Raw genomic sequence first — 15,679 nt, forward strand, 5'->3', positions numbered from 1 at the left:
TGCGGGCTACTTACACTTGAGCGTGGCGCCGCCGCTCTGGAGCGTGCAGCTGGGCTTCGCCGGCGGGGGCGCCGGGAAGCGCGCCTCGATGCACTGGCCGCCGCTCGCGGCCGGCGGGTCGAGGACGAGGATGCCGGTCACCGGCAGCTCGGGCGCCGTCACGGTGTACGTGCCGTTCCTGCCGCCGACCTTGAACTTCACGAAGCCCGGCGCCGACGGCTTCAGCTTGACCCCGACCTTCGTGATGCCGGCGGTCGCCGTGCCCGGGCCCTTCCAGGTCCACGAGGTCGCCGCGCCGTTCACGCGCCAGCCGGTGCGGGTGCCGGCGTCGTAGGCGCCGCCCGCGATCGTCGCGTCGACGACGCTGCCGCCGTTCGCCGCGACGACGAGCACGCGGACGCCGTCGGCGACGAGATCGAGGGGCGGCGGCGGGACGAGCACGGCCTGCCCCTTCAGGCTGAGCTTGTCGTTGCCGGCGGGGGCGGTGATCTTCACGGCCGTCAGCCTCTGCTTGGTCGCCAGCGCGCCGTTCGTGCACGGGTCGTCGCGGTCGCAGAGCGTGTCGCCGTCGGTGTCGACGACGGTGCAGGTCGCCGAGCAGCAGAGGTTCGTGCCGTTGCCGGCGCCGTCGTCGCAGACCTCGCCGCAGGCGGCGTCGACGACGCCGTCGCCGCAGGTCGTGCCGGGGCCGGCGCAGACGCCGCCGGTGCAGACGTCGCCCGTGCTGCAGGCGTCGCCGTCGTCGCAGGCGGTGCCGTCGGCGAGCGGGGGCGCCGAGCAGGTGGCGGGCGCGGTGCAGGTCTGCACGCCGTTGCACTGATCGAGGCCGCCGGGGACGAAGCACGGGCCGGCGTCGGCGTCCGCGCCGGTGCCGAGCCACGGCACGTAGTCGACCGGGCCCGTGGCCGCGATGACGCCGCCCGTGCCGCCCGGGTTGCCGGCGTCGGTCGGGCCGCTCGCGGCACCCCACCAGTTGCGCTCGGCCGCGAGGGCGCCGGTCGACTGCCAGTCGACCGCCCGCGTGCCGGTCTCGAACGCGTTCTCCTCGGCCGTCGCCGTGTCGACGACGTGGCCGTTGCGCGGCTCGGCGGCGAGGCCGACGTCGACGCCGGTGATCGCGTTGTTCGAGAGCGTCGGGTTCGGGGTGTAGCCGAAGAGGCGCACGCCGACCGAGCCCGCCTCGCCGGGGCCCGAGATCGTGTTGCACGCGATCAGGGCGTTGCTGATCGCGCCGTTCGCCTGGATGGCGACGGTGTTGGCCGAGTTCGACAGCTGGATGGCGCGCCGGAAGCCGCGCACGTTGACGAACGTATTGTGGCTGATCTCGACGTTGCCGAAGGTGCCCAGGGTCGTGCCCGTGAGCGCGCCGATGAACGAGACGCCGCTGCTCGCGGTGCTCGCGTCGTACGGGCCCGGGTCGTTGCCGAGATCGATCGTGTTGTGGCTGACCTTCTGGAGCGTGGTGACGGCGTCGTTGGTGTGGCTCATGTTCACGTACGCCGAGGTCGTCGCCGAGCGCACGCCGCGGTCGAAGTCGTTGTAGCTGACGTCGGTCGGGCCCTTGTGGCGCTCGATGAGGATCGGGTTGGCGCTGTGCCGGCGCAGCGTGTTGTGCTGGAAGACGAGCGTGTCGTTGGCGTTCGGCCCCGCCGCGTAGAGGCCGTAGTCGCTGGTGTCGGCCGGGTTGTCGAGGCCGACCAGCACGTTGTTCACCACCGTGATGGTGACCGTCGCGGTCGAGCCGACGCGGACGTTGAACTTGACGTTGCTCGGGCCGGCCTTGGCGTTCTGCACCGTGAAGCCGTCGAAGCGGACGTCGCCCGTGGCGGCGATGATGCGCACCGTGCCCGCGATCGCGAGGCCGGTGCCGCCGGTGCCGTCGATGATGGTCGTCGCCGCGCCGGCGACGCTCTGCACCGTGAGCCCTTTGTCGATGACGATCTGGGCCTCGGCGTAGGTGCCGGGGCAGACGAGGATCGTGTCGCCGCCGTTGGCCGCCGCGGTGACGGCGGCCTGGATCGTCGTGAAGGCGGGATCGGTGCCGGCACAGGCGTTCGCGCCGGCGTCGTAGGTTCCGTCGACGTCGACGACGTGGGTCGCGGCACCGGCGAGCGTGGGGGCGAGGCCCGCGCCGAGCGTCAGGGCGAGCAGTGTCCGGGCAAGTCGCATCGTGTCTCCTCCGTTCGGACTCGGGATCGGAGCGCTCGGGGCCGCAGGGCCGCGTGAGCGAGCGCACCGGACCGCGGAAGCGTCCCGCGGGAGGCGCGGGCGTACCACACGGGATTTGGCGGCCACAAGGAAAGATTCCGTCCATGTCGGCTCTCCACCGCGTCGCAGTCGGCGTCGTGCCGGATCGCGCCACCCTGCATCTGCGCAGGGTGCGTCTCGTCCCGATGGACGGGCCGAGGCCCGATGGTCGGACGCGGTGCGAGCGGAAATCCCCGCGCGCGCATCCTCGCGGTCCGGGCGCGCGCCGGAACGACCGTTGCAGGAGCCAGCGAGCACGCATGCTGAGCTCCCGCCGTTCGATCGTGATCGTTCTGCTCGCGTCGGCCCTCTTCGCGGCGGGCACCGCCGCGGCCGCGGTCCAGGCGGACGGCGGTCCGGCGCCGGCCTTCCTGCGCCAGGTCGCGGGCCGCCTGGTCTTCGCGACCTACCACGAGGACGAGGGCGGATGGCGCGTCTGGGCCGCCGCCGGCGACGGGTCGGCGCCGCCGGTCGTGCTGGCGTCGGCGCTCGGGCTCGACGTCGAGATCACCGGCGTCGGGCAGACCATCGTGTTCTCGACCCGGGGAGCGCTCTGGGCGAGCGACGGAACGCCGGCGGGCACCCGCGTCGTGGCCGCCCTGCCGTTCTACCCGAACGGGCTCAAGCGGCGGGGCGACGGTCTCGTCTTCGGCGACGGCCGTGGGCAGCTCTGGGAGAGCGACCTCACCGAGGGCGGCACGCGCCTCGTCCGTCACATCCCGCCCGGCTTCCTCTACCACGACCTGACGCCGGCGGCGCTCACGCCGCGCGGCCGGCGCCTCTTCTTCCGCGCCATCGACGCCGCCCATGGCAACGAGCTGTGGGTGAGCGACGGGAGCGAGGAGGGCACCGTCTCGCTCGACCTCAACCCCTCCGGCGGCTCCGGCCCGGGCTATCTCGTCGGCATAGGGGAGACGCTCTTCTTCGCGGCCGACGACGGCGTCCACGGCAGCGAGCTGTGGACCAGCGACGGGACGCGCGCGGGCACGCGGATGGTGCGCGACATCAACCCGCTCGGTCACGCCTGGCCGCAGAGCACCCGCGACGTGAAGGGCCGCGTCTACTTCAGCGCCGACGACGGCAGCGGCCACGAGCTGTGGGTCTCGGACGGCACCGAAGCCGGGACCACGCGGGTGAAGGACATCAACCCCGACGGCGGCTCCTTCCCGAACGCCCTCTTCCACATCGGTCACACGGTGTACTTCCGCGCCGACGACGGCACCCACGGCATCGAGCTGTGGCGCTCGGACGGCACCGAGGCCGGCACCTACCTCGTCGCCGACATCAACCCGAACGGCAGCTCGACGCCGGCCAACCTGCGCTTGTTCTCCGGACGCCTCTTCTTCACCGCCGACGACGGCGTGCACGGCGAAGAGCTGTGGACCAGCGACGGCACGCCGGAGGGCACCATGCTCGCCGCGGACCTGAGTCCGGGCGGCGGCTCGTTCCCGTACGCGCTCGCGGTCGTGGACGGCGGCGTGGCGGACGCCCGGCTCTGGTTCGCCGCCGGCGACGGCGTGTCGGGAACCCAGCTGTGGCAGATGCCGCCGTGCTCCCCGCCGGCGACGCCGTGCGTCCCGGTCCAGGTGCCGCTGCCGCCGCGCCCGGGCGCCGCGCGCGGCCGGCCCTGGCTGGTGCAGGACCTCGAGCCCGGTCCGGGTGACGGCGATCCGTACTACCTGACCACGATCGGCCCGCGCGTCTTTCTCCAGGGCCACCGCACCGGCCTCGGCACCGAGCTGTGGGTGACCGACGCCACGCCCGAGGGCACGACGGTGATGGACCTCAACCCGGGGCCTGATTCGTCCTATCCCTACGGCTTCACCGGCCTCGGCGAGGTCGCGTACTTCGTCGCCTACGACCACACGCACGGACAGGAGCTGTGGCGCAGCGACGGCACGCCCGACGGCACCTTCGTCGTGCGCGACATCGTGCCGGGCTGGTCGTCGTCGTACCCGGCCGAGCTGACGGCGGTGGGTGGCCACCTCTACTTCCGGGCCTGGGATCCGATCGAAGGCTCGCGCCTGTGGCGCACCGACGGCACGGAGGAGGGGACGCAGCCGGTGGCGGTGCCGCTGCCGATGCCGCACGGTCCGGTCTCGCTCGCCGCCCTCGGCGCGCGCCTGCTCTTCGTGTCGCCCGGCGATCCGGGCGTGCGCAAGCACGTCCTCGCGAGCACCGACGGGAGCCCCGCGGGCACGACGCCGATCGCCGAGTTCCCGAGCTCGCCGCCCGTGCCCAGGTGGCCGACGCCGTCCGGGGATCACGTCGTCTTCCGCGCCAACGGCGGCGAGCTGTGGCGAACCGACGGCACGCCCGCGGGTACGTTCGCCCTGACGCCGAACGGCGCCAACCCCGAGGGCCTCGTGGCTGCGAACGGCCTGGTGTGGTTCTCCGGCCGCACCGTCGCTACCGGCCGCGAGCTGTGGGCGACGGACGGCACGGTCGCCGGCACGCGCCTGGTGAAGGACATTTCGCCCGGGTCCGCCGACGGGCTCCCCGGCCGCATGACGGCCGTCGGCGACCAGGTGTTCTTCCACGCCACCGACGGCCAGACCGGCTTCGAGCTGTGGAAGACCGACGGTACTGCCGAGGGCACGGCGCTCGTGCGCGACATCGACCCCACCGACGTGACCGTACCGTCGTATCTCATCGCCGTCGGCGACCTCCTCTACTTCACGGCGCACAATCCGAGCTTCGGCTACGAGCTGTGGCGCAGCGACGGCACGTCCGAGGGCACGGCGATCGTCCACAACCTGAACCTCGTGCGCTCGAGCTACCCCGAGTCGCCCGCGAACCTCGGCGGCACGTTGCTGTTCTACGCCGACGACGGTCGCGTCGGCGACGAGCTGTGGGCGGTCACGCCATGCGGCGACGGCGCGTTGCAGCCGGGCGAGCAGTGCGACGACGGCGGCGTCGCGCCGGGGGACGGGTGCAGCCCGCTCTGCCAGCTCGAGGAGACGGTGCCCACGACCAGCAGCAGCACCACCATCACGTCGAGCACCTCCACCCTTCCCTCCACCTCGACCACCACGACCTCCACCAGCAGCAGCACCAGCGCGCCGGTCACGGTCACCACGACGACGACCGCCACGGTGCCGCCCACGCTGCCCCCCGAGCAGTGCGGCAACTGCATCGACGACGACGGCAACGGTCTCGTCGACCTCGCCGACCCCGCCTGCTGCGCGCAGATCGCGACGCTGCGCTTGCGGTCCCTGCGCCTCGTCCCGCGCGGCGAGGCGTCGGCGATGGCGCTCGCCGCCGCGGCCGACACGACGACGCGCGCGGGCGGCGACGTCGTCGTGCAGCTGGCGGCGCCGGGTGGGCCGGCCGTGTGTGCCCGGCTGCCCGCCGCACGGCTGAAGGTCGGCGCGCGCGGCGCGCGCTTCCGCGACGACGCCGGCGCGATCGGCTCGGCCGCGGGCGTGCGGCGCTTCCGTCTCGTCCGGGCACGGCGCGGGGGCATGACCGTCGCGGCCTCGGCCGAAGCCCTGCGCTTCGTGCCCCCGGGAGCGGGGCCGGTCGAGGTGGTGGTCGGCGTCGAGGCGGGACCGGGAGGGGCGGGAGCCTGTCTGCGCGGCACGGCGGTGCTGAGCGCGGCCCGGCGGGGCCGCCTGCGCTTCCCGTAGCGTCTCCTCTCTCCGCCACGGGAGGCGCGTGTTATGGGAGGCGGCGCCGATGGCTCCCCCCGACTCCCGCGACTCCCTGCTCGGCATCGCCGCCCGCGATCTCGGCCGCCTCAGCCAGGTGACGGCGACGCTCGCACGTCACGGCTTCGGTGCGCTGGTCGGCGCCGCGCTGGTGCCCCCCGAGCGGCCGCCCGACGCCGAGCCGGTCGAGCCGCCGGCGGCGCAGGCGGTGCGCTTCGCACGCCTGCTCTCCGACCTCGGCCCGACCTTCATCAAGCTCGGCCAGGTGCTCTCGATCCGCCGCGACCTCCTGCCGCCGGACTACATCACCGCGCTGGAGACGCTGCAGGACGACGCGCCCGAGGTGCCGTTCGCCGCCGTCCGCGAGGTCGTCGAGGCGGGGCTCGGCCGCCCGCTCGCGGAGGCGTTCGCGTCGTTCGAGGAGCGGCCGCTGGGCACGGCGTCGATCGCGCAGACGCATCGCGCGACGGCCCCCGACGGTACGCGCCTGGTCGTCAAGGTGCAGCGTCCGGGCATCGAGCGCACCCTGCGTGGCGACCTCGATCTCCTGTACCTCGCGGCGCGTGCGCTCGAGACCGCGATCGACGAGCTGCAGCTGGCCGCCGTCTCCGAGGTCATCGTCGAGTTCGAGAAGGGGCTCCTGCGCGAGCTCGACTTCACCGCCGAGCTCGAGAACCTCGACACCGCCCGCCGCCTGCTCGATCCGGCGCGCCGCCTGGTGGTGCCGCGGCCGCATCCCGAGCTGAGCGCGCGCACGGTGCTGGCGATGGAGCTGTTCCCCGGCGGCTCGCTGCGCAGTCTCGCGCCGGATTCGCCGGCGGCGCACCAGGCGGTCGAAGAGCTGGTGCGCGCCGGCGTGAAGCAGGTGTTCGTGGACGGCTTCTTCCACGGCGACCCGCATCCGGGGAACGTCCTCGTCGACGACGCCGGGACGGTCTGCCTGATCGACTTCGGGCTCGTCGGCCGTCTCGAGCCGTCGCAGCGGGACGATCTCGTCACGCTGATCCTGGCGCTGATCCTCGGCGACGACGCGAGCATCGCCCGCGTCCTGCTGCGCATGGGCACGCCGACCGAGCGTGTGAGCCTCGCCGAGCTGCGCGCCGAGATCCAGCGCATCCGCACCGGCTACCTCGACGTCGGTGCGATCACCGACGTCGACACGAGCGGCTTCGCCGAAGCCTTCGGCGGCGCCGCGAACCGCTTCCGCATCAAGCTCGCTCCCGAGTATGCGATCCTCACCAAGGCGACCGCGACGCTCGAGGGCATCGTCCGCACGTACCACCCGCGCATCGACCTGGTCGCGATCGCGCGTCCGGTGGTCGAGCGTATCGTCGCCGAGCGCTGGTCGCCGGCCCGCATCCTGTCCGACGCGATGAGCGGTGCGTCGGGGGTCGGCAGCCTCCTGCGCGGCCTGCCGGCGCAGATGGAGCAGCTGCTGGCGGACGTCGAGCGCGGCAACCTCCAGGTGCGCGCGGTCTCGCCGGGCCTCGACGAGCTGCCGCTGCGCGTGCACCAGCTCGCCAGCCGGCTGTCGCTGACCGGCTTCGCGGCGGCGCTGTCCGTGTGCGCGGCGATCGTCCTGCCCGACGCGCTCGGGCTCGACCTGCGCAGCGCGCTGTTCGTGTTCTGCTTCGCGATGGCGGTCGTCGGATGGACGACGCTGTGGTGGTGGCACGTCCTCGGACGCGGGCGGCCGGTGCGGGTGGGCGGGCTGCTGAAGCTCTTCCGGCGCAGCTGACGCGCCCCGGGGCTCAGAACCCGATCCCGAGGCCGCCGCCGACGCCGCGGCTGCCGCCGCCGATCCCGATGCCGATGGCCGGCCAGGTGCGCGCGTAGGGATCGCGGATCGGCCACAGGTGCACCGCCTCGGCGTCCACGCGCGGGAAGCGGTACGTCGCGCCGCCCACTGCGCCGGTCTGGGTACCGTCGAGCCTGCCGACGACCGTCATCTCACGCCCGGGCGCCCACAGCGCCGGATCGTAGAAGCCGGCGGCGCAGGCCAGGAAGCGTCCCGACGTCTCGTCGGTGCCGCGCGGCCGGGCGGCGCGATCGAGCGGCCGCTCCACCACCTCGAAGCAGGTCCGATCCCCCGTCGGTGTGGTCGCGACCAGCTCTCCGCCCCAGCGCACCTCGCGGCGCCCGCCCGCATCCGCGACCGCCTCGGCGACGGTCGTCCGCGGATAGTCGCCGCGCAACGCCGCGGGCGGCCGGGCACAGGCCAGCGCCACGAGCAGGGAGAGGAGCACGAGGCAACCACGCACGGACATCCGTGGAACACGATCGCTGCACGTCGCGTACCAGGCGAAACGCCCACCCAGCGTGGGAAACCCGCCGCCGTGCCGGCGTAGATTCTACAGGGCCGCCGCAACCGGCGTCGCTCCGCCGACAGCCTGGTGCCGGGGTGCGGCACGGTGCCCCTCGGGGCCCTACGGCGACGGCTCCAGGTTCGCGAACAGCGCGGTGAACGCGCCGTTCCGCGACACCTCGACCCCCGCCAGCCGCAGCCCGAAGAACTCCGGCAGCGGGAACCCCGACAGCGCGCTCGCCAGGTCCGGGATCAGGGGAGCGATGATCGCCGGCAGCACCGACTCGATCTGCGCCTCGCTGGCGCCGAGCGGGTTCCAGGTGACGGTCATAGTCGTGTCCGACACCGCCGGCTGCGAGAGCGTGACGCCGAGGCCGCTGCCGTCGGGCAGGAAGGCCAGCTGCATGCCGAGCCGCGCGTCGAAGGCGCCGCCGAGCCACACCTTCTCGATGCCGGGCTGGACGATCGCGATCGCGACCTGGGTGATGCGCAGCTCCTCGAGCTCGCCCGCCGGTCCCGGATGACCGGTCACGGCCGGTGCCATCGTCGGGGCGATGTCGATGCGCAGGGGCGTTCCTGCGGGGAGCTGGGCGAACTCGGGGGCGATGAGCGAGAGCAGGGTCGAGTCGACGGGCAGGGGCGGGTTGCCGCCGGGGCCGTCGAGGTCGATCTCGGTGATCGACGTGCGCAGGAGCCCGCACTCCGTCTGGCCGCGCAGCATCTGGTTGAAGCCCGCGGGCGCGATGCCGATGCCGACGCCGTAGGGCGCGCCGCTGACGGGTGTCGTGGCGCCGAACACCGGGAACGGCACCGGCGGCGCGTACGACGCCGTCAGGTCCGGTGCGCCGGGCGGCGGCATGCACTGGCCCGGGTCCGTACCGACCTGGACGCTGAAGCGCGAGTGGGCGCCGAGGGTGATGCCGGCGTCGTCCTCGGTCACCGCGAAGAGCGGCGCGTCGAGCTGGAGGCCGAGGCCTTCGCCGACGGCGCCGGCGATCGACACGCCTGCGAGGGCCTCCTCGATCGCGTCGGCGAGCGGGCTGTCCTCGGGTCCGTTGCCGTCCGGATCGTCGATGAAGCCGGCGATGGCGTCCGCGGCGAGCTGCTCGATGTTGCCGAGCTGGCCTTCGACGAGGCCGCAGGAGCCGTAGATGAACTGGCGCTGGAAGCCGCTGAACTGGACGGGGGCGAGGCTCGCCAGGTTCACGTCGACGAACGACGGGTTCACCGGATCGGGCTCGAGCGTGTAGTCGCCCCGCAGGCGCAGCTCGTGGGCCGTGAGGCGCAGCCCGCAGTCGGAGACCAGGCCGGTGCCGTCGATGTGGATGTCGATGCGGAGGTTCTCGAGCGTGATGTCGGCGGTGACGGCGTTGGGCTTCGCGTCGGCGGCGAAGCGCACGGCACCGAACGACGGCGCCGGCGAGCCGATGCGCGCCTCGGCGCCCGCCCAGCACCAGAGGAACTGGAAGTAGCACTGCCACGGCAGGATGACGGTGCCGGTGGGGACGAGCTGGGCCAGGTCGAACTGGCCCGCGGCGAGCGCGCCGACGAGGGGTTCGATGGCGTCGATGCCGCTGTCGTTCATGCGCATCGCGACGCTCTGCTGCGCCAGCGCGCCGTCGGCGACGGAGCTGCCGGCGACGACGACGACGCGGGCGTGCACGTCGTCGCCGTTGGCGAGGTTCACGAGCGAGACGCGGATCGGGTTGAAGATCGCCTGCTGGCTCAAGCCGACCGTGTGCGAGAACGTGCGCGTGAGCGGGTTCACGTTCGACGCCGGCACGCCGTTGATCAGGACCTGCGCCTGGCCGGGGGGCAGGGCGGTGTAGTGGCCGGTGACCGTGGTCGCGCCGGCCATCGTGAAGCTGCCGTGGGCGGGGCCGTCGATGAACACCTGGAACTGGCTGCACGGGGTGCCGGGCGTGGTGCAGACCCAGCCGGATTCGTTGCGGCAGCCGGCGCTGCAGCCGTCGCCGGAGACGGCGTTGCCGTCCTCGCAGGTCTCGCCGGGATCGAGGACGCCGTTGCCGCACGAGAGCACGCACGTCGACGGCGTGCCGCCGCAGGCGAAGCCGGGCTCGACCCGGCACGACGCCGAGCAGCCGTCGCCCGAGAAGGCGTTGCCGTCGTCGCACTCCTCGTTCGCATCGAGGTGCGTGTTGCCGCAGCTGCGCGCGCACAGGCTCGGCTGGCCGACGCACGTCCAGCCCGGCTCCGTGCGACAGAACGCGCCGGAGCAGCCGTCGCCGCCGGCGTGGTTGCCGTCGTCGCAGGTCTCGCTGCCGCGGATGAAGCCGTCGCCGCAGATCGGGATGCAGTTGCTGGGCTCGGCCGCGCAGGTGAAGCCGGGCTCGACCTGACACGTGTGGCCGCAGCCGTCGCCCGCGGTCGGGTTGCCGTCGTCGCAGGCCTCGCCGCCGCGCACGAGACCGTCGCCGCACACCGGCACGCAATGGCTCGGCTGGCCGCTGCAGATCCAGCCGGGCTCGATGCGGCAGGTGGCCGAGCAGCCGTCGCCGCCGGTGTGGTCGCCGTCGTCGCAGGTCTCGCCCGGCTGGAAGGTGCCGTTGCCGCACACGAAGGTGCAGACGCTGGGCGAGCCGGAGCACACCCAGCCGGGCTCGATCGCGCACGACGCCGAGCAGCCGTCGCCCGAGACGCCGCCGCCGTCGTCGCAGGCCTCGCCCGCACCGACGCTGCCGTTACCGCAGGTCGGCGTGCAGACGCTCGGCTGGCCGGTGCAGGCGTAGCCCGTCTCGACCGTGCAGGCGGCGGAGCAGCCGTCGCCGCCGGTGCGGCCGCCGTCGTCGCAGCTCTCGCCGGCGTCGAGCCGGCCGTTGCCGCAGTCGCGGGTGCAGGCGCTCGGCTGGCCGGTGCAGGTCCAGCCGGGCTCGGTGCGGCAGAGCGCCGAGCAGCCGTCGCCGTCGGCGGTGCCGCCGTCGTCGCAGCCCTCCTCGATCTGGACGATGCCGTCGGCGCACTCGGGGCCGCAGGTGCCGTTGTTGCCGTTGCCGTCGTCCATGCGGTCGCAGTCGCGCGCCAGGCCGTCCACCTCGTTGGTCAGCTGGCAGAGCTGGCAGGCGGTTCCGGCTTCGAGGCACGGGCCGACGACGCCCTGGTTCGTGCTGCGGCAGGGGGCGAACGCGTCGAGGAGGTTCGTCGTGCGGCAGTGCTGCAGGACGGTCGCCGATACCTTGCCGCCGCAGAGGGCGCGCAGCTTGCCGCCCGGATCGGGCTGCGTCAGGTCGCCGGTGCCGAGGCAGGTCGCGGCGAGCGACGCGGCGTTGGTGATGGTGCCGTTCTTCAAGCCCGTCGCCAGGCACTTGCCGAACGTCTTGCGGCGCGCGTCGCCGCACTTGAGGAGGGCCTCGCCCACGCGCGCCTGGCAGGTGGCGTGTCGCTGGTCGGGAATCAGCGCGGTGTTCAGGGTCGGGCCCATGGCGCCGCGGAGCAGCGTCACCTCGCCGATCGCCGCGCGCGCGACGGCCGGACCGAGCGGCGTGACGCCGAACGGCGGGCTGGCCGCGGCGCACACCGCGCCCACCTTCGCGACCGCGCGGGTGGCGGCGCGGGCGAGGCGGCCGGCGGGATCGGCGAGCATGCAGGTCTCGGGCGGAACGGCGAGCTTGCCCGACGCGAAGCCGCGCAGGCAGCGGGCGACGGCCTTGGCCTGCGCCTTCGCCACGTCGCGCATGGCGCCGTTGAAGGCGGTGATGCAGGCGCGGTCCTGCGACGACACCTGTGCTCCCGCGGGGGCGCCGGCCGCCGATGCGGCCAGCACCATGCCCACCACGACGACGCGCACTCGTCGCATCCCGTCCCCCCCGCTCACTGCACCTTGGCGCTGAAGCCGCCGACGTCGTTCTTCTTGGTGTGGGCGACGCCGAAGGTCGCGTCCCAGCACATGCCGTCGCCGGCGTACAGCTGCGCCACCACCGGCGACTGGAACGGCAGCGTCGTGTCGGGCAGCGCGCCGCCCTTCGCCACCACCTTGAAGCTCGCCTTCGGCAGGCTGCTGCCCTTCAAGAGGATCGTGCGCACGCCGTCGGCGCTGCCGTTGCCCTTGAACTTGAAGCCGCGCGGCGACGCCGCCGAGCCGATCGCGGACCAGGCCGGGCCGGCCGGCACGTCGAGCGCCATCTTCACGCCCGTGTCGTCGTAGATGCAGAGCTCGTACACCGTGGCGACGCGCGGGTCGCCCAGGTCGGGGATCAGCATCGGGCCGCCCTTCCAGCTCATCTTGAGGCGGTCGGAGCTGTCGTTGAGGCTGTCCTTCACCTGGAAGGTCACCTTGCTGCCGGCGAGGCAGGCGTTCGACGGCGTGCCGGCGGCCACGCAGCCGAGCACCGGATCGCAGGTGTCCTGCGTGCAGCGGTTGCCGTCGTCGCAGTCGAGCGGACCCGTGGTGGTGCAGGCGCCGTGGCCGTCGCAGCGATCGAGCGTGCAGAGATCGCCGTCGGCGTCGCAGGTGCCGCCCGCCGGCGCGTATGCGTCGGCGGGACACGCCTGCCCGGCGGTGCCGCTGCATTTCTCGGCGACGTCGCAGACGCCGGTCGCCGCGCGGCAGACGGTGCCGTCGGGCTCGACCTGGTTGGCGGGGCACGGCGCGCCCGGGACGGCGGTGCAGCGCTCGGCGGGGTCGCAGGCGTCGCCCGAGCCGGCGCGGCAGACCGTCGTCGGCGGCGCCACCACGTCGGGCGGGCAGCCCTGGCCGCTGATGCCGGTGCAGCGCTCGGCGGGGTCGCAGAGGTCGCCCGAGCCGGGGCGGCAGATCACGTTCACCTTGAGCGGTGCGTCGTTCGCCGGGCAGGTCGCACCCGGCACGCCGGTGCAGGCCTCGGGCTCGTCGCAGAAGGCGCCGGCGACCGACGACGGCCGGCAGATCGTGCCCGCCTTGCCCGGCGCGTCGTCCGGCGGACAGGTGGCGCCGGGGACGCCGGTGCAGGCCTCGTTCGCGTCGCAGGCGTCGCCCGAGCCGGTGCGGCAGACGACGCCGGCCTTCAGCGGCGCGTCGTCGGCGGGGCAGGTGCCGCCGGCGAGGCCGGGGCAGTGCTCGTGCGCGTCGCAGGCGTCACCGGAGCCGGGGCGGCAGACGGTCGCGGCCGAGGCGAAGACGTTGGCCGGACAGGTGGCGCCGGGCACGCCGGTGCAGGTCTCGGCGAGGTCGCACATGTCGCCGCTACCGGCGCGGCAGACGGTCGACGGTGCGGCGACCACGTCGGCCGGGCAGGCGACGCCGGGCACGCCGTTGCACAGCTCGTCGGGGTCGCAGACGTCGCCCGAGCCGATGCGGCAGGTGAGGCCGACCTTGCCGGGCGCGTCGTCGGCGGGGCAGGCGGCGGAGGCCCCGCTGCAGGTCTCGTCGAGGTCGCACGGCGCACCGCCGCCGGCGCGGCAGGTGGTGCCTGCCGTCTTGTACGTGCAGCTCGTGGTGCAGCACGACGTCGGCGCGCCGTTCGCGCCGCCCAGGTCGCACTGCTCGCCGGCGGCGGGCTCGCCGATGCCGTTGCCGCACACCGGGATCGGCGACACCGACCAGCCGGCGTTCGGCAGGTTGTCGTCGAGGATGCGGCCGTTGAAGGTCAGCGCGCGCGCCGTGGCCGCCGCGCCGCCCGCGCCCTGCCAGCCGATGGTCGCCGTCTGCCCGGACGCGTAGCGCTCCGACGTACGGTACTGGACGTTGATCGCGTTCGAGGTCTCGTGGATCTGCGCCTGGAACGCGATGCCGTCGTTCGCCGAGTCGGGGCTCGGCTGGATGTACGCCTGCCAGTCGACGACGAAGGTGCGGTTCGGGCTCGCGCCGACGGTGCCGTAGCGGACCATCGTGCCCTCGGGGACGAGGTCGTCCCAGAACGCGGCGAGGAACGGGTTCGTGTGCACGGCGGTCGGCAGCGCCGTGTTGCCGGGCGTGCTGTCCGCGGCGGTGTTGCCGCCGAGCTCGAGCCAGCCGTTGGTCGAGACCGCGACGCTCGAATAGGCGACGCCGTCGATCACCACGTTGAAGGGCAGGGTCACGCCGGCCACCTGGTTGTCGCCGGAGAGCGTGGTGAAGCCCGAGATGTCGTTCGGGCTGTGGGCGATGGTGGCGTGCAGCACGGGGACGCCGGGGCCGGCGTGGATCGACCAGGCCATGGCGTTGTTGCGGTCGTCGTCGAGCACGCGGCCGTTCGACGACAGTGGGAAGGCGAGCGCGCTCGCCCCGCCGGCGGTCTGGAAGCCGATCGTGGCCAGCGGGCCGCCGGCGTTGACGCCGAGCGGGTCGCGGTACTTCACGTTGATGACGTTCGACAGCTCGTGGACCTGCACCTGGAAGGCGACGATGTCGTTGCTGCCGGCGGCGACGGTGTCGCCGTAGAAGTCGGCGATGAAGACGCGGTTCGGGGCGCTGCCGACGGTGCCGTAGCGGATGTGGGTGCCCTGGGTCTGGAGGTCGTCCCAGTAGGCGGCGAGGAAGGGATTGGTGTGCAGCGCGGTCGGGAGCGGGAAGTCGCTGGGGGTGCTGTTGGCGGCGGTGTTGCCGCCGAACTCGAGCCAGCCGTTGGTGGAGATGGCGACGGTGTTGTAGCTGGCGCCGCCGATGGTGACGCTGAAGGGCAGGGTCGGGGTGGCGACGTTGTCGTTGCCGGAGAGCGTGGTGAAGCCAGTGATGTCGTCGGGGCTGTGGGCCATGACGGCGAAGACGACGTGCCGGCCGGGGACGCTGGGATCGACGGAGAAGCCCTCGTCGGGGCGGTTGTCGTCGAGGATCTTGCCGTTGCAGGTGAGGGGCTGGGCGCTGGCGCCGGCGCCGCCGGCACTCTGCCAGCCGATGGTGGCGAGCTGGCCGTTGGCCTGGTGCTCGGTGGCGCGGTAGCGGACGGTGAGGAGGTTGGAGCCCTCGTGGATCTGCACCTGGTAGCGGAGGACGTCGGAGGTGCCGGCGACGGTGTCGGCCTGGGCGTCGACGAAGAAGGTGCGGTTGGGGGCGGTGCCGACGGTGCCGTAGCGGATGTGGGTGCCCTGGGTCTGGAGGTCGTCCCAGTAGGCGGCGAGGAAGGGGCGGGTGTGCTTCGGGGTGGGCAGGCAGTCGTTGACGGGATCGGAGTTGGGGGCGGTGTTGCCGCCGAGCTCGAGCCAGCCGTTGGTGGAGATGGCGACGGAGGTGTAGGCGACGCCGTCGATGGTGACGCTGAAGGGCAGCGTCGGGGTGACGACGTTGTCGTTGCCGCTGAGGGTCTGGAAGCCCGGGACGTCGGTGGCGTTGATGTCGTCGGGGCTGTGCTGGATCCAGGCGCCGAGCGAGGTCGTGGCATGCGCCGGCGCGGCGCCGAGCCCGACGCCGGACGCTGACGCGACCGTCATCATCAGACAGAGGGCGCGCAGGGCATGGGAGCGTACGGCGATCGTCGTCGTCGGCTGGCTGAGCGTCCGCATGGGCGCGAGGCTTCGCATGCGGGAAAATTGTCCGTCAACGAGGAAAACTACCTGAGACGCCTGT

The 15,679-nt window shown here is 73.5% G+C and carries 6 protein-coding genes; 2 read left to right on the forward strand and 4 right to left on the reverse strand.

The features are described 5' to 3' along the window. Positions 1-6: 6 nt before the first annotated feature. Positions 7-2,169 (reverse strand): hypothetical protein, encoded by a 2,163-nt coding sequence (locus tag KIT14_07155; GenBank protein MCW5890315.1) that lies wholly within the window; start codon positions 2,167-2,169, stop codon positions 7-9. Positions 2,170-2,507: 338 nt separating this feature from the next. Here KIT14_07155 and KIT14_07160 point away from each other — a divergent pair, with 338 nt between their 5' ends. Both KIT14_07160 and KIT14_07165 read left to right on the forward strand, forming a co-directional pair. Continuing rightward, a complete protein-coding gene (locus KIT14_07160) occupies positions 2,508-5,876 on the forward strand; it encodes a hypothetical protein (GenBank protein MCW5890316.1) in 3,369 nt (1,122 codons plus the stop codon). 49 nt (positions 5,877-5,925) lie between these two features. After that, positions 5,926-7,635: an AarF/ABC1/UbiB kinase family protein gene (locus KIT14_07165; protein MCW5890317.1), complete on the forward strand. Its 1,710-nt coding sequence runs from the start codon at positions 5,926-5,928 to the stop codon at positions 7,633-7,635. 13 nt (positions 7,636-7,648) lie between these two features. Here KIT14_07165 and KIT14_07170 read toward each other — a convergent pair whose 3' ends face one another. The 3 genes from KIT14_07170 to KIT14_07180 form a co-directional block, all read right to left on the reverse strand. Continuing rightward, complete coding sequence (locus KIT14_07170) at positions 7,649-8,164, reverse strand: Slp family lipoprotein (protein MCW5890318.1); 516 nt, start codon at positions 8,162-8,164, stop codon at positions 7,649-7,651. A gap of 159 nt (positions 8,165-8,323) precedes the next feature. Continuing rightward, complete coding sequence (locus KIT14_07175; GenBank protein MCW5890319.1) at positions 8,324-12,016, reverse strand: DUF4215 domain-containing protein; 3,693 nt, start codon at positions 12,014-12,016, stop codon at positions 8,324-8,326. A 14-nt stretch (positions 12,017-12,030) separates the two neighbouring features. Continuing rightward, positions 12,031-15,615 (reverse strand): hypothetical protein, encoded by a 3,585-nt coding sequence (locus KIT14_07180; protein ID MCW5890320.1) that lies wholly within the window; start codon positions 15,613-15,615, stop codon positions 12,031-12,033. Positions 15,616-15,679: the final 64 nt, after the last annotated feature.

The organism is bacterium, assembly GCA_026129405.1.
Classification (GTDB): domain Bacteria; phylum Desulfobacterota; class Binatia; order DP-6; family DP-6; genus JAHCID01.

Coding starts and splice junctions, on each gene's coding strand:
- KIT14_07155 (MCW5890315.1), bottom strand. CDS start 2,169: ATGCGACTTGCCCGGACACTGCTCGCCCTGACGCTCGGCGCGGGCCTC.
- KIT14_07170 (MCW5890318.1), bottom strand. CDS start 8,164: ATGTCCGTGCGTGGTTGCCTCGTGCTCCTCTCCCTGCTCGTGGCGCTG.
- KIT14_07160 (MCW5890316.1), top strand. CDS start 2,508: ATGCTGAGCTCCCGCCGTTCGATCGTGATCGTTCTGCTCGCGTCGGCC.
- KIT14_07175 (MCW5890319.1), bottom strand. CDS start 12,016: ATGCGACGAGTGCGCGTCGTCGTGGTGGGCATGGTGCTGGCCGCATCG.
- KIT14_07165 (MCW5890317.1), top strand. CDS start 5,926: ATGGCTCCCCCCGACTCCCGCGACTCCCTGCTCGGCATCGCCGCCCGC.
- KIT14_07180 (MCW5890320.1), bottom strand. CDS start 15,615: ATGCGGACGCTCAGCCAGCCGACGACGACGATCGCCGTACGCTCCCAT.